Origin of the sequence: Anaerosolibacter carboniphilus, assembly GCF_014205875.1 — a bacterium.
Taxonomy (GTDB): Bacteria; Bacillota; Clostridia; order Peptostreptococcales; family Thermotaleaceae; genus Anaerosolibacter; species Anaerosolibacter carboniphilus.
In genome coordinates this window covers 1-18,837 of sequence record NZ_JACHEN010000005.1, presented here as the reverse complement: position 1 = coordinate 18,837, position 18,837 = coordinate 1, and the positions used below count along the sequence as shown (strand labels likewise).

Below are 18,837 nucleotides of genomic sequence, written 5' to 3'. Positions count from 1 at the left end.
CTAATCTGAAGTGAGGAGGAGATGAACAAGTGTTTCCATTTTTCTATGATCCGACATTTATTTTGATTATTCCTGCTGTTATTTTTGCCATGTATGCCCAGGGCAAGGTGCAAAGCGCCTTTCATAGATATAGCCAACACAAGGCTGGAATAGGGTGGACTGGTGCACAGTTAGCAGCGGAGATCCTGCGAAAACAAGGGGTCAATGATGTGAAGGTTGAATTGGTGGGAGGCCATATGACAGACCATTATGACCCAAGAAATAAGGTGTTAAGGTTATCGTATAAGATTTATCATGGAACCTCCCTTGCGGCACTAGGAATAGCCGCCCATGAAGTTGGGCATGCCCTGCAACATGATGAAGGATATAGCATGCTATCTCTTAGAAGTATGATCGTGCCGTTTGCCAGTATAGGATCCCAAGCAGCATTTCCCCTTCTATTCATAGGGCTAATGTTAGGGTCTCAGTCATTAGCACAACTAGGCGTGGTCGTGTTTATGTTTGCAGTAGTATTCCAGGTAATCACATTGCCTGTAGAGTTCAATGCGAGCAGCAGAGCGATGAATATCTTGGCGGATGGTGGCTATATCACAGTAAGTGAAGAAAAACCTGTAAAGAAGGTACTTGATGCAGCTGCCTTGACGTATGTAGCAGCTACAGTTATGGCTATTTTACAGCTTGTTAGACTAATGTTGATTTCAGGACTTTTAGGACGGAGAAATGATTAGAAATAAATTAAAAAACCTTGGTACATTTGTTGTGCAACATGTGAAAATAGAAAAGGAGTGTTAAGTAATGGAGAAGCTAAAGGAAGTAGCTGTATCATCGATTATTCTATTTATTGTTTTTGGTACTACTGCTGGAATTTTTAGTTTGAGTCAAGTATTATAATATGAAATTGTTATAAAGCATAGCTGCTGCCACTTAAGAGCATGTAAAACAAAAGGAGTGCAAGAGAGATGATATTCATAGTACGGATACTTTATTTGGTATTAGTAGGCTTTGTGATTTACCGAATGGTGAAAGGCGGAGGTTGTTGTGGTGGACACCATCATGGCCGAAAGCGCAGTTCCATAGAAGATAATAAAAAGAAATCCAATCATGTGCTTACAGAAGACGAAAGAAGACGAGCAATAGAGATTGAATAGCTTACGCAAATATATAGCTGGAGGAGGATGTATTTATGAAAAATTGGTTTAAAAACTTTCTAAAGAAACTTGAGGAAGCCAATAAAAAGAATTTTGGTGATCAACGATTAGATTGTTGTGATATAAACCAAAAGAGTAATAATCCAAAAACGACGAAAACAAAGTGAATGACTTAATATGCGAAATCGATTTATTCGTGTGAAAAGAGGATATTAACGTGGAAAAAGATATATCTATATTAATTGATTTCATCCATGTTTATTGTAAAAACAACCATTATCAAACAGAGAAACACCCGATTTCCAATAGTTATATAGACGGAAAAAAGAAGATAAATTTATGCAAAGATTGTACAGCACTAGTGCTATATGCTGTAAATAAACGAATCAACTGTCCTTTGACTATATACAAACCACCCTGTAAAAAATGTAGAATAAAATGCTATGAGCAATCATATAGAGAAAAAATCCAAAAAGTAATGAAGTATTCAGGAATCTACTTTATAAAAAGAGGAAGGATCGATTACTTGATAAAATATTTTCTTTAAAAAGTACTGCAAATACTATAGAAGATTCAATAGAGATCTGATCTCCATATAATCTCCATATATTTTTATTATAATGTATAGCGATAGGCGGTTTATTAAATAAAGAGGGAAAGAGCTAGCCAAAAAGAGATTCAAAGAATTTGTTAGTACTTTCCCACTCTAGCATAATAGATATATGAAGAAATAAATCGACTAGTATGATAAGAAAAACAAGTAACTGGGGGAGTGGAGATGCGCAGTAGATCGAATACTGTATTAGCAGTAATAGCATCAGTGGTTATGGTTCTTTCCGTCATTACTTTCCAGCGCAATCAGGCTTTTATGGAGAATATGAGGATGGAGCAAAATAATGCACAGGTAAATGTTGATACGAATCAAAATGGTAACGGAGATCATGGAGGCACCATACAATCAAATACTTTTAACAATCATGACTATGCAAAAGGCATTATCAAACCTAGGGATGGGCAGCCGGTGAAAAAATTTACACTAGTGGCACAGGAAACAAACTTAGAAATAAAAGAGGGCGTTATCATTCCTGTTTGGACATATAATGGAACAGTTCCGGGAGAAGAAATTCGGGTAACAGAAGGTGACTATGTTCAAGTTGAACTAAAGAACACGCTGATCGAACCTGTGACGATTCACTGGCATGGATATCCACTAAATTCTGCTATGGATGGAGTACCAGGCCTTAATCAGGACGCAGTAAGACCTGGAGAAACCTTTGTTTATGAATTTTCTGCCGATGTACCAGGAACCTATTGGTATCACTCCCATCAAGAAGGATCAAAGCAAGTTGATAAAGGTTTATACGGTGCATTGATTGTAGAACCGAAGAATGAAGGGAAGATAGATAAAGATTATACATTTATTCTGGATGAATGGATGGAGAAGCCCATGGAAGAGATGGGTGATATGAATATGGAAGCAGGAGGCAGCGGTGGGCATGGTGCGATGGAACCTCAAGGCGATACAGCAGGCCACGGTGCGATGGAGCCACAAGGTGATGTTGGTGGTATGAATATGTCAACGTCTGAAGAGATCGATCCTGTTATGGAAGAAGAAGAGATGATGGCTTATGGCTATGATATTTATACTGTGAATGGTAAGTCTGGTGAACTAATAAAGCCAATAGATGTAAAGAAAGGCGATGTGGTAAGACTTAGATTTATCAATGCTGGATATAGATCTCATGGAATTCACATTCCAGGTCAAGATATTAAGATCGTAAGTACAGATGGACAGGATATTCATGGCGCAGATTTTATTAAGGATCAGATCATTCAAATAGCACCAGGAGAGAGATATGATGTGGAGTTTACCGTAACAGAAGACGAAAACTTTACCATTGATGCCCATGATGATAACGCATATAATGATCAATTACAGATACCTGTAATTGTTTCTGATGGAAATGGAAAGACAAGGACAGAAGAAATAATGGGGTATCCTTTGTTTAGCTTCGAGAACTATGGTGCACCTGGAACGGGGAAATTTACATTAAACCAATCCTATGATATTGATTATATGGTTCAATTAGAGGCTTTAGGAGACGACAAGGGTTTGAGATATACAATCAATGGTAAGATTTTTAATGAGCTGCCGCTATTCAAATTAAGAACAGGAAATACGGTGAAATTTACTTACTTTAACAACAGTAAAGTAGATCACCCAATGCACTTGCATGGGCATTTCTTCCAGATACTATCAAAGAATGGGATTCCAGTTTCTGGGGCAGCCATTATGAAGGATACATTGCTAGTGAAACCTGGTGAAAAATATGTGGTGGCCTTTGAGGCTGATAATCCTGGCCGATGGGTGCAGCATTGCCATGAACTACATCATGCTGCGTCTGGTATGATGCAGGGTATTGAATACGAGGATTTTGTACCAAACTATGCGCCTAACCCACAAGACACGTACAATAAACCTGAGTAAGCTTTAATAAAGATAGATGGATACTTTGAAATTGCTGCGAAAGCTTGAAATAAATAAAGCTTTACGGTAGATAATAAGGAACTCTGGCGAAGACCAGAGTTTCTTATTATCTAAACATATCGTAAATTGAGAACTTGACAATTACATGAAAATTCTTTCGCTACTTACTAAAAGGATATGGGGATTATATATAATTTGGAAAATATTCAGAGTTTTTGATATCATATAAAATATATAAAGCGATATACAAGATAATTTGAAACGAATATTAGATAACATGCTTTGTTTATGAGTAGTTTTACATTGAATTGGCACTTTTCTTGCATTGTTTTATAATGTAAACATCTTAGGGAGGAATCGTTATGCAGAATCGAAGAACAATCTTGTACATGCTCTTAATTGTCATAGGTGTTATCTTTATCTATAATTTTATCTTTGCCCCTATGTTCTTCCAGCAGAATTGGCAGATGGGGATGGGCATGGGTATGCATTCGAAAATGCGCATGTACAATAATTATAACTACAGCATGAACTTTTGGATCATCATATTCGTAGCAATTGCCATCGGAGGTTTTATACTTTTGGATATGCTGCAGGCTCAAAATAGTGCTAAGAAGTGCAGAAGGTGTGGATTTGATGTGGAGAGTGAGCGGTGGAAGATTTGTCCAATGTGCGGAGCCCACATAAACAGGAAAGGATGATAGTAAGTGACACTTTTTATATTGTTAATTATTGCTTTGTGTGTATATTACCTTTTTATATATAAAGCCAACAATGCAAGTCAATCGGTGACATCTCCAATAAGTAGATGTCCAAACTGTGATAACATTGTTGAAAAAGATTTCAATGTGTGTCCAATTTGCAAAGAAACGTTAAAAAAGTATTGCACAAATTGCGGAGAAAAAATCGATGTTCATTGGCGCTTTTGTCCGTACTGTGAAAAACCTATAGATAAAGATGTGATCAAATGAAGAGAGTCGTTTTAAAATATAAATATGAAATTGTAATTTTTTTATTTATTGCAGGCATTAGTATTATCCACTACCTATATGGATATAAAGATGTGCCTTATCATAGTGTCTATAGACTATTATATACGGTGCCTATCATCATGGGAGCTTACAAATATGGATTTAGAGGGAGCGTTCTAGTCGCTTTAATAGTAGGATTAGTATATTCCCCCCATATCTTACTAGCTGTCAATTTAAGCTCTCCTACTATAAATGAATTAATAGATGTATTCTTCTTCTTTTCTATCGGAATGGTAACAGGGATCTTATTTGAACGAAAAAATAGGGAGTTAGAAGATATAAAAGGCAGTTTAGCTAGATATATACTTCTAGAAAAATATACGAATGGTATCATTGAGAGTATCAAAAGTGGTGTTGTTGCAGTAAACAATGATATGTTTATTACCATTATCAATCAAGGAGCAACGGATATTCTTGGAATAGATGAGACTTGTATTGGACAAAGCTTTCTTGAGACAATTGTGTGCTGTGAACAGGTGAAAATAAAAGCAATAGAGTCTATAAGACAAAATAAAATCATTGAGAATATCGAAATAGAGGTAAAGATAGCCAATAAGGAAACAAATATTAGAGTCAATATTTATCCTCTAAATTTAGAAAATATGAATAAAGGTTTAGTAATGATCTTTGATGACATAACTGAATTAAATAAACTTCAGAAACACGTACAAAGAAATGATAAGCTAGTGGCTCTTGGAGAACTTTCTACTGGAATAGCCCACGAGATAAGAAACCCATTGGCTATTATAAAAGCTGTGGCACAGACAATGAAAGGGGAAGCAGAGAAAAATACCGAGGCTATACGAGAATTAGAAATAATCGATGAGGAAGTAGAAAGAGCCAACCGAATCGTAAAGAGTCTTATGGATTTTGCAAAGCCAAATAAGAATGAAATGGCGGTATGTTCTGTTGATACAATCGTACAAGATGTAATTGCAATTACGAGTAAATATATTAAACAAAGTGAAGTTACTATAAATTGTTGTGTTGAGAAAACCCCTGAAATTGTTGCAAGCAAAGAACTGTTAAAGCAGGCATTTATTAATTTGATATTTAATGCAACGGATGCAATGCCTGATGGGGGAGAACTTACCATTGCAGTGAAAGTGTTAGATCACCAATGGATTCAAATCATTTTCCAGGATACGGGTATAGGCATAGAAGAAAGTAATATAAAAAAGGTATTTAACCCATTCTTTACGACAAAGGAAGAAGGAACGGGCTTAGGTCTTTCCATTGTTCATAGGATTGTTGAAGAGCATAACGGTGTAATTGATGTCTTTAGTAAAATAGGGGAAGGTACCAGATTTGAATTACTTCTTCCAATTGACAAGGAGGTATCCATCAATTTATGAAAAAAGTATTGATTGCCGATGACGAAAAAAATATGCGATGGATATTAGAAAAGAAACTGAAAGAATGTAATTTTAGTGTTATTGAAGCAAAGGATGGTCAAGAGACCTTTGAACTTTTTCTAGATAAAGAACCAGATCTAGTGGTTCTTGATTATAGAATGCCTAAAATTAACGGTATGGAGGTATTAAAAAGAATACGTACCATTCATGAGAAGATACCTGTTATCATGATAACTGCCCATGGAAATACGGATGCAGCTGTGGAAGCTATGAAGTTGGGCGCATTAGACTACCTTTCAAAACCGTTTGATATTGATGAATTAATGCTTAAAATAAATAAGGCTTTACATGTTGATGAGCTAAACAAAGAAGTAGACTATCTCAGGAGTGCTATCTCAGAAACAAAAAATCATAAGATTGTTGGCAAAAGCAAAAAAATGTGCGAAATATTTGAGCTGATCGAGAAAGTTGCAGATACAAATGCTACAATACTCATTACAGGAGAGAGTGGTACAGGTAAGGAGTTAATTGCGAGTGCTATTCATAGCCAAAGCAGCCGAAAAAATAAACCTTATATCCGGGTTAATTGTGGTGCGATTCCTGAAAATTTACTAGAGAGTGAGTTGTTTGGTTATGAAAAGGGCGCCTTTACTGGAGCTCAGAATAGAAAACCAGGAAGATTTGATAGAGCCCAAGGAGGAACTCTTTTTTTAGACGAAATTGGAGAGTTAGGTCTTTCGCTACAGGTCAAATTACTTAGGGTTCTTCAAGAAAAAGAATTTGAAAGAGTGGGAGGAACAGAAAGTATTAAGGCTGATGTTAGGATTGTTGCAGCTACAAATAGAAGTCTTGAAAAAATGGTTGAAGAAGGCAATTTTCGTGAGGATCTGCTTTATCGATTAAAGGTGATCCCTATCCATATCCCCCCTTTAAGACAAAGAAAAGAAGATATTTCGCTATTGGTTGAATCATTTGCAGCAAAATATGGGAAGGAACTGAATAAGGGCAGCTTAATCGTTGAAAATGACGCATTGGAAATATTGATGAACTATGATTATCCTGGAAATATACGGGAGCTTGAGAATATTATTGAAAGAACTGTCATTCTTGCAAATGATGGTTATATTAAAGCTTCTTTATTACCGAAGGAGGTAATCAGAGGTGCTTACTCTGACTATGATGATATATTTGTTCTTCCAGAAGCGGGGATCGTACTTGAAGAGGTAGAAAAGAGCTTAGTTCGTCAGGCGTTAGAAATGGTAGAATGGAATCAGACACAAGCAGCAAAGCTGCTAGGGATATCAAGGCATGCCCTTATTTACAGAATGGAAAAGTTCAATCTCCAAACACATAATAAAAGTGGTCTTTAGGGACTGCTTTTTTTATTATATATGATTCATATTTCAATATGTTCAATTTTATACAGTACGGTGTGTATTTTTACACACCCTTTTATATTGATAAGATTAGGGATATGAGGAAAGTAATTTATGATTTACAGCGTTAGATGAAAGGTTCCTATACAGCTGAGCACATAAAATCAATATATAAAGCAGCGTACGAGCCGACTCAGAAAGCGCACTGATATTTTCAAGAAAGAAATTTCATATAGAAAAAAGTTGGCACGCTTATTGCGATTGTATAATATCGACAACGAAAAAGTGATGAAGGAGGTGAAGCACATGAAGAATAATCCTTTTGTTAAGATGATGATGGTCGCCCTTTTAGGTATTATTGGGTTGAGTCTGCTACAGAGCTTAGTATTTGGTTCTGGGTTTGGTCTAGGATTTACAATGAGAGGAAATTATGGAGGTGAACATATGTATATGGGTACTGGGTATGGTTTTGGATATGGTGGATCAATATCCTATTTACTGTTACTTATGATTAAAGTACTGTTTGTTGTGTTTGTGATTGGTCTAGTAGCAGGGATCATCGTATGGATTAAAAACAATCTATTCACAACAGAAGATGTGGAAACAATAAAAAACACATTTTCAGGAAACAAAGCAATTGTCAGTAAAGAAAGTTGTACAATTTGTGGAAAAGAACTAAATGCAGAATGGAAAGTTTGCCCTCATTGTGGTAAGGAAAAAGAAATAAAAAATGTGTAGGAAGGAGAAACTTTATGAAAAATCCATGGTTTAAACTAGCAGTAATATCTCTAGCAGGTATAGTGATTAGCTTTGGTGTATTATGGGGCGTCAATGAATTTACTAGATATAGCAGCATGAACACTGGTTATGGTAATTACATGAATATGGGTAACGGATATAACATGAACAATATGAATGGTATGTACATGCAGGGGAATGTGAATATGCAGGGTGGCACGAATATGATGCCAATGAACAACATGAATGGCATGAACATGCAAGGTAATATGAATATGCAAGGCGGTATGAACATGATGCCGATGATGAATATGAACGGCATGAATATGCAGGGTGGCATGAACATGAACGGTGGCATGAGCATGATGCCAATGATGAACAATATGAACAGTATGCAGCCAAGTGGTGGTGGCGGTATGGGTATGATGGGCGGCATGATGTAAATCATATAAGCAAAAATAGATAGACTTAGCAGTGGATTGCTAGGACTATCTATTTTTTTTAAAAGAAAAAATATAATTGAGCTGTTCAATGTAGAATATAAAGGGAATGCTTATCTATGCAAAACAAAGGATAATGCTAAGAAACAATTTGATATATGGAAGATCCTCCATAAATTCTCCATATAATTTTGTTATTATAGATTTATTCGTATTTTGGGCATACTCTATGAGAAATAATGAGAAAGAATCCTTGGAATGTAATATTTTTTATAACAACGGTGAATGAAGCTTCACAGAAAAAATAATAAATAATGTTGAAGAGCAGATGGGAGAATGCGAATGTTAGATATTACTAAAATATTATCGGGTTTAGAGGATCGTCATTCGATAAGGTATTCACGAGATTGCAGCAAAACGGAAACAGGTGTGAAGAAAGGTTCAGGACCTGTTATCGCTTGGAATATCACGCGTAAATGTAACTATTCCTGTAAACATTGTTACTCTAATGCCATTTATGGGGACGATGCGGATACTTTAGATTTAAAGGAAATCTATAGAATCGTTGATGAATTTGCAGCCAATCATGTGCCGGTAATCCTTCTTTCTGGTGGGGAACCCCTGATCAGAGAGGATATATTCGACATTATGAAATATATTAAAACTAAAAATATCAGAACAAGTCTTTCCACCAATGGAAGCTTAATAGATCAATCTACCGCTGATAACTTAAAAGATATGGGCATCAGCTATGTAGGAATAAGCATCGATGGAACAAGAGAAAAAAATGATGATTTCAGAGGAACCACTGGCGCTTTTGATAACGCATTGCGGGCTATAGAAAATTGTCATCGTGTGGGTCAAAAAGTAGGGCTCAGGTTCACGCTGCAAAAGAATAACTATAAAGATGTACCTACCATACTAAATCTGATGGAGGAAATGAAAGTTGATAGAATTTGTTTCTATCATTTAGTCCCCTCTGGCAGAGGCAAAGAAATTATGGATCAGATGTTATCAAATGAAGAAACAAAAGAAGTTATTGACTACTTATATGAATACGCCAAGAAAGCCATCGTCGAGGGAAAAGGTAAGAAAGAAATATTAACGGTTGCCAACCATGCGGATGGACCCTATATTTATCTAAAAACTAGAAAAGAAGATCCTGAATTGGCAGATAAAATGTTTGAGTTTTTAGCAAGAAATAGAGGAAATAGGTCCGGGAGTGCGATTGCCAATGTTGATTGGAAAGGAAATGTTTATCCAGATCAGTTTACCAGGTTTTTGCCTATTGGAAACTTAAAGGAAAAATCCTTTTCGGATATATGGAATAACAGTGAAGCCATTTTAGGCGAATTGCGGAATAGAAAAAACCTAATCAAGGGCAGATGTACAAGCTGTAAGTGGCTAAGCATTTGTAATGGCAACTTAAGAGCCAGGGCCTATTATATTCATAACGATATGTGGGCTTCTGATCCGGCATGTTACTTGGAGGATGATGAAATATGATTATATCCTGGAATATTACAAAACAGTGCAATCTATACTGTGAACATTGTTATCGTGATTCTGAACAGAGGCAATATGAAGGTGAACTAACAACTGAAGAAGGAAAAAGGCTGATTAAAGAAATTGCCCAAGCAGGATTTAGGATACTGGTACTGAGTGGCGGAGAACCGCTTATAAGGAAGGATATATTTGAATTTGCAAGTTATGCGAAATCAGTTGGATTAAGGCCGGTAGTAGGAACAAATGGAACTTTAATAACTGCAGAGATGGCAAGAACCATGAAGGAATCTGGAATTGAGGCTGTTGCCATCAGTATTGATGATCTATGCGGAGAAAAGCATGACATTTTTAGAAACACACTAGGGTGTTTTGAGAAGGCTCTCACGGGAATCGATCATTGTATCAAAGCAGGAATTCGCGTTCAAATCAATTCTACAGTTACAAAAGCAAATAAAGAAAGCATATTGCAGATAACTGATTTAGCCAAAAGTGTAGGGGCTTCAGCCCATCATCCATTCTTTTTAGTAGAAGTTGGCCGGGGTGACAATCTAGGACACCTGTCATTAGAGCATAAAGAATACATCAAATTGATCCATGAAGTTTTAGATAAACAGCTGGATACAGAACTTGAACTTAAGCCTACGTGTGCACCTCAGTTCATGTCCTTTGCAAAGCAAAGAGACATGAAAATGAGATTTACCCGGGGATGTATTGCTGGTATTGGATATTGCTGCATTCTTCCGAATGGAGATGTTCACATATGCCCTTATTTACCTATAAAAGTAGGAAACGTTAGAGAATCTTCTTTTGATCAAATTTGGAGAGACAGTGAGATATTTAATGATTTAAGGAACTTTGATAAATATAAGGGGAAATGTGGTACATGCGCAAACATTTCAATATGTGGAGGATGCAGAGCAAGAGCCTATAAGAAAACAGGGGATTTTCTGGAAGAGGACCCAGCAGCTGATTATTGTTACACGAACAGTGGGGAGCGAGTTTAATGACGACATTAGAAAGACAAGTATTAAATGAAATTCAAAAGGGTATTCCTTTGGTGGAACAACCATTTTTAGTGATAGGAGAAAGATTAGGAATAAGTGAAGCGGAAGTAATAGATACCATAGATTCATTGAAATCGAAAGATTATATTCGGAGATTTGGTGGTATTGTGGATGTAAACAAATTGGGAATCAAAAGTACACTTGTCGCTATGAAAGTAGATGAAAATGACCTTGATCGAGTAGCTTCGATCATCAGTGAATATAAGGGCGTTACCCATAACTATGAGCGAGATGATGCGTATAATCTATGGTTTACTTTAATGGAAAGATCTCAGGAAGAATTAGAGGAAAAAATAGGGGAGATAAAGAGAAAAACGGAAGTAGAAGAAATCTTATCGCTTCCTGCTACCTATAAACATAAGACCAATGTGTTTTTTAGATTTAAATAAAGTGAGAGGATTAAGCTATGATAGATATGATTGACAGAAGGATATTATTAGAGATTTCTGATGATCTAAATATACACGAAGACATATTCGGAGAAATCAGTGGGAGGGTAGGAATATCTAAGGATGAGCTATTAAACCGGTTGACTAGAATGCAAAATGAAGGCATTCTCAAAAGGATTTCACCGGTAATTAAGCATTATAATGCGGGATATGTTGCAAATGCAATGGTCGTCTGGGATATTGAAGACAACGAGAGACAGATGATTGAGAAGTTGGCGAAAAGCAATGAGAATATAAGCCATGTTTATGAGAGAGAGAGAAGAGAGAATTGGCCATATAATCTTTACACCATGATTCACGGACAGAATGCAGAGGAAGTAACACACATCGTGGACGAGCTATCTAGAAAAATCGGGAATAAAGCGTATAGGATATTATACACAAAAAAGCAGTGGAAAAAAACAAGTCCTGATATGAAGTATTACTTATCAGCAGAATAAGAAGTATGCTATGATAATGTAAACAGAAGCGTTGAAGATGAAAACAGCGTGGGTAAAAAAGTTAAAGCTTCGATGAGGGAATGAGGTGATCTCTTGAAAGAGAATTCCAACATTAAAATACTTGTAGTTGATGATGAGCTAAAGCTAGTAGAAGTAGTAAAATCCTATCTTGAAAATGAAGGGTATACTGTGTATGAAGCGTCCACTGGTCAAGAAGCGCTGCAGCTAGCAATAAAAATAAACCCATCCCTGATTATTCTGGATTTAATGCTTCCTGATATCATGGGGGAAGAGGTTTGCAAAATGTTGAGAAAGAAGTCAAAGGTACCGATCATTATGCTTACTGCAAAAGTAAAAGAAGAGGACATTTTAAGGGGCTTAGGTATTGGTGCCGACGATTATATTACAAAGCCATTTAGTCCAAGACAGCTGGTGGCCAGAGTAATTGCTCTACTGAGAAGGTCAGGGAATACAAAAAGTTTCGATTCTGATATTTTCTCTTTTAACAATGATGATTTAGTAGTTAATCATTCTAGACATGAGGTTAAAAAGCAGGGAACAATCCTTAGCTTAACGCCAAATGAATATAAGATCCTTTTCACAATGATCAAATATCCTCATAAGGCCTTTACGAGAGAAGAGCTTATAACGGTTGCATTAGAGGGGAACTTTGACGGGTTCGATAGAACAATTGATTCACATATCAAGAACTTGAGGCAAAAGATTGAGACAAATCCCAAATGTCCTGTATACATTGTAACTGTGCATGGTATTGGATATAAGTTCGGTGGTGAAATGCGTGAGAATTAGCCTCAAAACAAAGTTATCTCTATCTTATGTTGCTGTAGTATTACTGTGTATATCTCTGATAAGTATATTTGCTAATATATCTTTTGAAGAACATTTTAAAGAGTACGTCATTCAGAATCAGGAGCAAAGATATAAGGAAATTATTGCTTCCATAAGTCGACAGTATGAAGAACAGAACAAATCGTGGAGACAGGAAGGTATTAAAAACATAGGGATGAGTGCCCTAGAACAAGGCCTGATTATTCGCGTGGAGAATATTGATGAGCAGGTTGTATGGGATGCGAGAACGTACAACAATGGTGAGTGTGAGCAGATTATTGCAAATATATCCAAAAGGATGTCAGAGTATTATCCAAACCTAGAAGGAAAGTATATTGAGAAGAAGTTCCCGATCTTACATGACGAAATAGAAGTTGGATATGTTGAAATCGGACACTATGGTCCCTTTTATTTTAGCGAGCATGATATCATGTTTATCAATGATTTGAATAAGGTTTTCATGAGCATAGGGATATTCTCAATGTTTTTTGCATTCGTATGTGGTGTTGTGATGTCAGATAGACTAACGAAGCCAATCTCAAGGGTAATCGAGACTGCAAGGATGATATCCAAGGGAAACTTTGGTGGAAGGAGTTATGAAAAGTCCAGCACTACAGAAATAACTCAATTAACGAGTACCATTAATGATCTTGCTGCGACCTTGGAAAGACAAGAAAACCTTAGGATGAGGCTAACAGAAGATGTAGCCCATGAATTGCGGACGCCATTAGCAACAGTGCAGAGTCATATGGAGGCTATGATTGATGGTATATGGAAGTTAGATATAGAGCGATTAAAAAGCTGCCATGATGAAATTATTAGGCTGAATGGTTTGGTTGGCGATCTCGAGAGACTGGCTGAATTTGAAAGCGAAAATCTAATTCTAAACAATACAGCGTTCGATATCACATCCCTTGTAGAGCGTATTGTACGCAACTTTGAGAACGATTTTATGCAAAAGGGAATAGAAATTAAATTTAAAGGAGAATCGGAAACGATTTTCGCTGACAAGGATAAAATAAGTCAAGTCATCGTGAATTTGCTCTCCAATGCACTAAAATATACACCAGCAGGTGGGAAAGCATATATCCATATTCTAGGAAATAAGGAAAATATAGAATTACAGGTTAAAGATACGGGAGTAGGTATTTCAGAAGAGAACCTCCCCTATATATTTGAACGGTTTTATCGGGTTGAAAAGTCGAGAAATAGACTTACCGGTGGTGCAGGTATTGGACTCACCATAACCAAAGCAATTGTAGAGGCCCATAAAGGAATGATTCGTGTATCTAGTGAATTGGGTAGAGGTACTGAATTTATTGTAACAATACCGAAAAGCAGACAATCTTAAAAGATTGCCTGCTTTTCGCTTATTTTTGAGGTATTTGAAGAAAGTCGTAATTTAAGGATTGATGAATGAAATGAACAATAAAAATTTGAAGAATTCTGTAGATAAATGGCAGCATAAAGAGAAGGATGACACACTGTGAAATAAAAAATAGCAAAATGTGCCGAACCTCCATAAAATCTCCATATCTATTTATTATAATGTATTCATAAAAGCTAAAGATGATGATTATGAACAGTAGATAGAAAGGGGGAGACTTCATGAATAAAACAACAAAAATATTACTTATTGTAGCAATCGTTGTAGTGGTTGCCGCAGCTGCTTATGGAATTCATCATATGCTTAATCCAACGGCAATGTAAAAACTTACTTTAAGGCATCCTATATGAAGAAAGAACCTTCTTCATATAGGATGCCTGCCAAAAAGGAGGAATAACAAGAATGAAAAAGTTTCTCAATGGTCTGCTAACGGTATTTCTGTTAGTTGTTATTGTTGGTGGAGTGGGATATATCGGATATAACTATTTGTATATGAATCACGGTTCTATGAATTTGCCAGGCACAGAAAATCAGCAGGCAAATGATTCTACAAGTACAAATAATAGTTCCAGTGCCAATGGACAGCAGAACATGCAACATGGTGCCATGAATAACCAAACTACGCAACAAAATAATGGACAAAGCGCTACGGGCATACGAGGTGCCACGGGAGAGATGACCTTAGCGCTTCAGAACAAAGACAGTCTAAATAAGGCAACTTATCTTATTAATGAATCAATTCGTCTCATGACCTTAGATCCATATGCTCCGAAAGAAAAAGTGGAGATGAATATGGGGAACATGCAACCTCAAACCAATTATAATCCTATTGTAGATAATACTCAGCCTAATAATACAGCAGAAGCTAATAGTCAAGGGAATACAACGATTAATGTTTATCCGCCAGCGGATACTTCCAGCAATACGCAGATGAACGCTTCTACGCAGATGGGAGATATGGGTATTACGTATGATGCAAATAAAATGGAACAGCTTCATACGGGTTTATATAAGTTATCTGTAGGTATGCAATTGCTGGAGCAGCTAAACAATGAACTCGTATCTCAAGCTGAGCAGGCAAATCAAAATACACAAAATCTGGTACAATACTATTCAAATCAATACAACATGACACTGCAAAACAAGAACAAGCTAAATCAGGCACTAAATTATGTAAATGAAGCAGCAAATCTCGTGAATATTAATCCTTATGTATCAGCCAATGGATTGGTGTTTGATAAGGATAAGATGCAGCAGATCCATCAAAGTGTATTTAAGTTAGCTCAAGGAGTGGGTGAGTTAAATAAGTTAGGGGATGACTTTACAAAGCAGGCTGTTTATATGGCGAATATGATGCAAAATTATATGAATAACCCTAATTTATCACAGATGAATCATGGTACATCTTCAACACCAAGCTTGTTTGGAGGAATATTCAATAATATCAGTATCCCTACAGTTGTAAATGCAACGTTAGTATTATTTGCAATTGCATTTATTCTAGGAATATTAGGTTCAATCTTTAACTTGCTAAAGCCCTCTACTCAAAAAGACCGCAAGGAAGCTTCGGCAAATTAGGGTCTCGTAAGAAATGATAAAGGAGGGGAAATTTCATGTGGGAGGCAATTAAAAATGATCCTGTTTTAAAAAGTATTACAATTCTTGTGTTAGGGGTATTGAGCTTCGGATTAGCCTTTAACATTATGTTTGGGCGAAACACTGGAGGCATGGAAGGTGGCATGGATATGGGTGGAGGATATTCTTTAGTAAATACACTTTCGTATATTCTAGCGATTTCCGTAAAACTTCTATTCATAGGACTTGTCATTGCAGCGATCATTCTGTTGATCATGCTTGTAAAGAGGTATCTAATAGAGAGGAATGAACTCAAAATGTTTGAATCCAATAAGTTTGAGGAAATAAAAAAAGATCCTGTGCTTAAGACTGGATTGATTGCAGTTGGAACAGTACTTGTACTGGGATTAATGATAATAATCTTTAACGCTGTTTTTTCACCATATAATGGCTATGGTGCCATGGGTAGAAATTATTATGGCATGATGACAAATGGATATATTTCCCCTATGGGAAATACTGCATTGATTATCGCTAAATTACTGCTTTCTGTATCCGTTATTGGACTGATTGTTAGCTTCGTTGCTTACGCGAGACAGGGAAATATTTCGGTAGATGTGAAGAAACTGATTCCGGTTAAGAGCAGTAGCAATACAACAGTTAAGTGCGAAGTATGTAACTTTGCAGCAGATCAGGAATACAAGTTTTGTCCTTCCTGCGGAAAACAGAGAATTCAAGAATGTGCTCACTGTAAAACGGTATTGAAAGATGCGTGGAAATGTTGCCCCAATTGTGGAACAGAAGTAAATACAACAGAAAGTGAAATAAGCGCAGCAACTATAGAAAAAGTTGATGAAAACACAGAGGAAAGTAGTTCTTTGATAGAAATGATAGAGGCAAAAGATGTTGCAAGCGATATATCTGACAAAACAGAGACATCCGTATTAGCAGAAAGCAACAGCAAACATCAAGAAATCGATGAAAAAAAACAGAAAAAGCAGAAATAGAGTAAAGGAGTAAAGGTCCATGAATATCCGTTTCGACTTCATCATGCATTGGGTCTATGCAATCGTATGGGCTTTGCTAGGTATAAGCGGTTTTGCGATGGTTGGTGCTAAGTATGGATGGTTGCTTAATTTTGATTATGCAACGGCTGACTATGTACATCGCTTATCAGCTGCAGTATTTGTATTGATAACCTTTATCTCCATCGTTTATGAAGTATATCGAAATATCAAGAATGATACGAAACATCTAGCCTGGTTTATTATCGGGAAAAGCGGTTATCAGCTGTTCACGTTCATTACGACGCTTATTCTGATCATAACTGGTGTTTTGATATGGGTGCATAATGGAATTGGTATGGCAGGCATGGGTTTTGCGTTATTCATGCATGAATACGTATCCTATATTGCCTTAGCAGGGGTGATTTGGCACATCTATGTAAAGTGTCATGCCTTGATTTGGCCTAAAAAAGTGAGTTCTAAAGCAGAGGAAAAAGGTAAAGGAGGAAAGTCTGATGTTGCAAAAACCGTGGATTAAAATATTTATTTGGTTTATGGCAACGTTTTTCTTCTTCCTTGCATCTGGGGTTATTATTTCGATGCTTAAACCGGGACCAACTGAAAGTGAAGTTATGCAATTTATGATGGGTATGATGGCCGCGATGGACAACTCCATGATGGGTGTCGCAATGAATATTGAACACAATGGTGCACTTCAAGAAGTGATGGTAGTATCAACAAAATTAATGATTCCACTTATTTTCATAAGTATGGTAGCAGGATTTGCCATAAGATATATGCAGTGGAGGAATGACCATGTTAAATAGTAAAAAACTTCACTTTTGGAGATTGACATTTATATTTGGTGCAATGATTATCATTACGTTGTTTTTTCTCTGGAGTGCTCCTGAAACAAAAAAGGCTGAGATGATGAATACCAGCATGGGGAATATGATGCAGAACATGCATGTTTCCAATATAACGTTATATGATCTTTTCAGTGAAGGAGAGGGAAATGAACAGATGGCAGAGATGCACAGCCATCATCAAGGTCAAGCGCCTGTCATATATAATCTTAGTTTTCTTACCACAAGTCTAATATTTCTGTTGCTACCCTTTATAATCGGTGGGTCAATTATATTAGCAATCGTATGGATAAAGTAAAGAGGTGATATTGTTGAATATATTAGGCTCATTAGGGCAACTTTATATGCTCGTTCTACTGGCTCTTTTGTTTCTTGGGTCAGGATTGGGTGTATGGGCAGTAATAAATTCTTCAACGAATAACAAGAAAGATAAGCTAGGCGCGCCACAGAAAAAGAAGGAAGTAGAACAAGGAAGCCGCATGGATAGCCAAGATCGAGTAAAAACAAAAATAGGGGGAATCAAAATGCAAAACAATGGATGGTTTAAGTTAGCTATATTTTCATTCGTAGGAATTCTTGTAAGTATCGCTGTATTAGGACTTGTTTCTACAAACAACAATATGGCAGATAGCAATATTCACTTACAACATCAGCAACAGGGATTACAACAGAATCAAAATGCTATGGCAGGGATGAATGGAATGAACGGCAATATGCAAATGCAGGGAGGCATGAACGTAGGGTTGCCTATGGGAAATATGCAGATGCAAGGAAATATGAATGGCAACATGCAAATGCAGAGTGGTATGAATTCAATGAATGCACCAGCCGATTATAACTATATGATGTTACAACAGCAACTAAATCAAATGCAGCAACAATTATACATGATGCAGCAACAGATGCAAATGCAGAACGGAAGTATGCAGCCAAGCAGTGGCGGTGGAAGCATGCCGATGGGCGGTAGCGGCGGTGGTGGAATGGGTATGATGTAAGTAAAAGAAGGTAGACCTTTCGGTCTACCTTCTTGAGACTGTTGACAAAGTCCACCCGAAAGGGTGGATATTTTTTATGTGTCAAAAAGGGATTACGAAGTTAATGTAGAATATATAAAGTGAGGT

23 protein-coding genes are annotated in these 18,837 nt (G+C 36.7%); all 23 read left to right on the top strand.

The features are described 5' to 3' along the window. Window positions 1-29: 29 nt before the first annotated feature. The 23 genes from HNQ80_RS05315 to HNQ80_RS05210 all read left to right on the top strand — a co-directional run bounded on the left by HNQ80_RS05315 (window position 30) and on the right by HNQ80_RS05210 (window position 18,711). Window positions 30-728, top strand: coding sequence for a zinc metallopeptidase (locus HNQ80_RS05315; protein WP_184308905.1), 699 nt, complete (start codon window positions 30-32; stop codon window positions 726-728). Window positions 729-959: 231 nt separating this feature from the next. Beyond that, complete coding sequence (locus HNQ80_RS05310) at window positions 960-1,148, top strand: hypothetical protein (protein WP_184308903.1); 189 nt, start codon at window positions 960-962, stop codon at window positions 1,146-1,148. Window positions 1,149-1,183: 35 nt separating this feature from the next. After that, window positions 1,184-1,315 carry an LDCC motif putative metal-binding protein gene (locus HNQ80_RS26225; protein ID WP_279288959.1) on the top strand — a complete coding sequence of 44 codons (132 nt, stop codon included), beginning with the start codon at window positions 1,184-1,186 and terminating at the stop codon, window positions 1,313-1,315. Between the two features lie 50 nt (window positions 1,316-1,365). Next, entirely contained in the window at window positions 1,366-1,695 is a 330-nt protein-coding gene (locus tag HNQ80_RS26625; protein ID WP_408626302.1) for a nitrous oxide-stimulated promoter family protein, read from the top strand. Window positions 1,696-1,926: 231 nt separating this feature from the next. After that, window positions 1,927-3,636 (top strand): multicopper oxidase family protein, encoded by a 1,710-nt coding sequence (locus tag HNQ80_RS05300; RefSeq protein ID WP_184308901.1) that lies wholly within the window; start codon window positions 1,927-1,929, stop codon window positions 3,634-3,636. Between the two features lie 362 nt (window positions 3,637-3,998). After that, window positions 3,999-4,337, top strand: a complete 339-nt coding sequence (locus HNQ80_RS05295; protein WP_184308898.1) for a hypothetical protein — start codon at window positions 3,999-4,001, stop codon at window positions 4,335-4,337. A gap of 6 nt (window positions 4,338-4,343) precedes the next feature. Further along, complete coding sequence (locus HNQ80_RS26620) at window positions 4,344-4,607, top strand: zinc ribbon domain-containing protein (protein ID WP_184308896.1); 264 nt, start codon at window positions 4,344-4,346, stop codon at window positions 4,605-4,607. Beyond that, a complete protein-coding gene (locus HNQ80_RS05285) occupies window positions 4,604-6,022 on the top strand; it encodes a two-component system sensor histidine kinase NtrB (RefSeq protein WP_184308894.1) in 1,419 nt (472 codons plus the stop codon). Before HNQ80_RS26620 ends, HNQ80_RS05285 begins: the two co-directional genes overlap by 4 nt. Next, the gene (locus HNQ80_RS05280) at window positions 6,019-7,392 is read left to right on the top strand and encodes a sigma-54-dependent transcriptional regulator (RefSeq protein WP_184308893.1); all 1,374 of its coding nucleotides are present in this window, start codon (window positions 6,019-6,021) and stop codon (window positions 7,390-7,392) included. The genes HNQ80_RS05285 and HNQ80_RS05280 overlap by 4 nt, the downstream gene beginning before the upstream one ends. 312 nt (window positions 7,393-7,704) lie before the next feature. Continuing rightward, complete coding sequence (locus HNQ80_RS05275) at window positions 7,705-8,136, top strand: zinc ribbon domain-containing protein (protein ID WP_184308891.1); 432 nt, start codon at window positions 7,705-7,707, stop codon at window positions 8,134-8,136. A gap of 14 nt (window positions 8,137-8,150) precedes the next feature. After that, the gene (locus tag HNQ80_RS05270; protein WP_184308889.1) at window positions 8,151-8,579 is read left to right on the top strand and encodes a hypothetical protein; all 429 of its coding nucleotides are present in this window, start codon (window positions 8,151-8,153) and stop codon (window positions 8,577-8,579) included. A 339-nt stretch (window positions 8,580-8,918) separates the two neighbouring features. Beyond that, window positions 8,919-10,082 (top strand): radical SAM/SPASM domain-containing protein, encoded by a 1,164-nt coding sequence (locus tag HNQ80_RS05265; RefSeq protein ID WP_184308887.1) that lies wholly within the window; start codon window positions 8,919-8,921, stop codon window positions 10,080-10,082. Next, a complete protein-coding gene (locus tag HNQ80_RS05260) occupies window positions 10,079-11,086 on the top strand; it encodes a radical SAM/SPASM domain-containing protein (protein WP_184308885.1) in 1,008 nt (335 codons plus the stop codon). Before HNQ80_RS05265 ends, HNQ80_RS05260 begins: the two co-directional genes overlap by 4 nt. Beyond that, window positions 11,086-11,535 carry a siroheme decarboxylase subunit alpha gene (gene ahbA, locus HNQ80_RS05255; protein ID WP_184308883.1) on the top strand — a complete coding sequence of 150 codons (450 nt, stop codon included), beginning with the start codon at window positions 11,086-11,088 and terminating at the stop codon, window positions 11,533-11,535. Before HNQ80_RS05260 ends, ahbA begins: the two co-directional genes overlap by 1 nt. 17 nt (window positions 11,536-11,552) lie before the next feature. After that, complete coding sequence (ahbB, locus tag HNQ80_RS05250) at window positions 11,553-12,035, top strand: siroheme decarboxylase subunit beta (RefSeq protein ID WP_184308881.1); 483 nt, start codon at window positions 11,553-11,555, stop codon at window positions 12,033-12,035. A 93-nt stretch (window positions 12,036-12,128) separates the two neighbouring features. Then, the gene (locus HNQ80_RS05245; RefSeq protein ID WP_184308879.1) at window positions 12,129-12,845 is read left to right on the top strand and encodes a response regulator transcription factor; all 717 of its coding nucleotides are present in this window, start codon (window positions 12,129-12,131) and stop codon (window positions 12,843-12,845) included. After that, window positions 12,826-14,235 carry a sensor histidine kinase gene (locus HNQ80_RS05240; RefSeq protein ID WP_330602764.1) on the top strand — a complete coding sequence of 470 codons (1,410 nt, stop codon included), beginning with the start codon at window positions 12,826-12,828 and terminating at the stop codon, window positions 14,233-14,235. The genes HNQ80_RS05245 and HNQ80_RS05240 overlap by 20 nt, the downstream gene beginning before the upstream one ends. Before the next feature lie 438 nt (window positions 14,236-14,673). Next, window positions 14,674-15,849, top strand: coding sequence for a hypothetical protein (locus tag HNQ80_RS05235; protein ID WP_184308875.1), 1,176 nt, complete (start codon window positions 14,674-14,676; stop codon window positions 15,847-15,849). Between the two features lie 35 nt (window positions 15,850-15,884). Beyond that, a complete protein-coding gene (locus HNQ80_RS05230) occupies window positions 15,885-16,853 on the top strand; it encodes a double zinc ribbon domain-containing protein (protein ID WP_184308873.1) in 969 nt (322 codons plus the stop codon). Window positions 16,854-16,872: 19 nt separating this feature from the next. Further along, window positions 16,873-17,388: a cytochrome b/b6 domain-containing protein gene (locus tag HNQ80_RS05225; protein ID WP_184308871.1), complete on the top strand. Its 516-nt coding sequence runs from the start codon at window positions 16,873-16,875 to the stop codon at window positions 17,386-17,388. Next, window positions 17,366-17,677, top strand: coding sequence for a hypothetical protein (locus HNQ80_RS05220; RefSeq protein ID WP_184308869.1), 312 nt, complete (start codon window positions 17,366-17,368; stop codon window positions 17,675-17,677). Before HNQ80_RS05225 ends, HNQ80_RS05220 begins: the two co-directional genes overlap by 23 nt. After that, window positions 17,667-18,014, top strand: a complete 348-nt coding sequence (locus HNQ80_RS05215; RefSeq protein ID WP_184308867.1) for a hypothetical protein — start codon at window positions 17,667-17,669, stop codon at window positions 18,012-18,014. Before HNQ80_RS05220 ends, HNQ80_RS05215 begins: the two co-directional genes overlap by 11 nt. A 13-nt stretch (window positions 18,015-18,027) precedes the next feature. Beyond that, window positions 18,028-18,711, top strand: a complete 684-nt coding sequence (locus HNQ80_RS05210) for a hypothetical protein (protein WP_184308865.1) — start codon at window positions 18,028-18,030, stop codon at window positions 18,709-18,711. Window positions 18,712-18,837: the final 126 nt, after the last annotated feature.

Coding starts and splice junctions, on each gene's coding strand:
- HNQ80_RS05280 (WP_184308893.1), top strand. CDS start 6,019: ATGAAAAAAGTATTGATTGCCGATGACGAAAAAAATATGCGATGGATA.
- HNQ80_RS05265 (WP_184308887.1), top strand. CDS start 8,919: ATGTTAGATATTACTAAAATATTATCGGGTTTAGAGGATCGTCATTCG.
- HNQ80_RS05310 (WP_184308903.1), top strand. CDS start 960: ATGATATTCATAGTACGGATACTTTATTTGGTATTAGTAGGCTTTGTG.
- ahbA (WP_184308883.1), top strand. CDS start 11,086: ATGACGACATTAGAAAGACAAGTATTAAATGAAATTCAAAAGGGTATT.
- HNQ80_RS05230 (WP_184308873.1), top strand. CDS start 15,885: ATGTGGGAGGCAATTAAAAATGATCCTGTTTTAAAAAGTATTACAATT.
- HNQ80_RS05300 (WP_184308901.1), top strand. CDS start 1,927: ATGCGCAGTAGATCGAATACTGTATTAGCAGTAATAGCATCAGTGGTT.
- HNQ80_RS26225 (WP_279288959.1), top strand. CDS start 1,184: ATGAAAAATTGGTTTAAAAACTTTCTAAAGAAACTTGAGGAAGCCAAT.
- ahbB (WP_184308881.1), top strand. CDS start 11,553: ATGATAGATATGATTGACAGAAGGATATTATTAGAGATTTCTGATGAT.
- HNQ80_RS05215 (WP_184308867.1), top strand. CDS start 17,667: ATGTTAAATAGTAAAAAACTTCACTTTTGGAGATTGACATTTATATTT.
- HNQ80_RS05285 (WP_184308894.1), top strand. CDS start 4,604: ATGAAGAGAGTCGTTTTAAAATATAAATATGAAATTGTAATTTTTTTA.
- HNQ80_RS05225 (WP_184308871.1), top strand. CDS start 16,873: ATGAATATCCGTTTCGACTTCATCATGCATTGGGTCTATGCAATCGTA.
- HNQ80_RS05235 (WP_184308875.1), top strand. CDS start 14,674: ATGAAAAAGTTTCTCAATGGTCTGCTAACGGTATTTCTGTTAGTTGTT.
- HNQ80_RS05270 (WP_184308889.1), top strand. CDS start 8,151: ATGAAAAATCCATGGTTTAAACTAGCAGTAATATCTCTAGCAGGTATA.
- HNQ80_RS05220 (WP_184308869.1), top strand. CDS start 17,366: ATGTTGCAAAAACCGTGGATTAAAATATTTATTTGGTTTATGGCAACG.
- HNQ80_RS05275 (WP_184308891.1), top strand. CDS start 7,705: ATGAAGAATAATCCTTTTGTTAAGATGATGATGGTCGCCCTTTTAGGT.
- HNQ80_RS05260 (WP_184308885.1), top strand. CDS start 10,079: ATGATTATATCCTGGAATATTACAAAACAGTGCAATCTATACTGTGAA.
- HNQ80_RS05295 (WP_184308898.1), top strand. CDS start 3,999: ATGCAGAATCGAAGAACAATCTTGTACATGCTCTTAATTGTCATAGGT.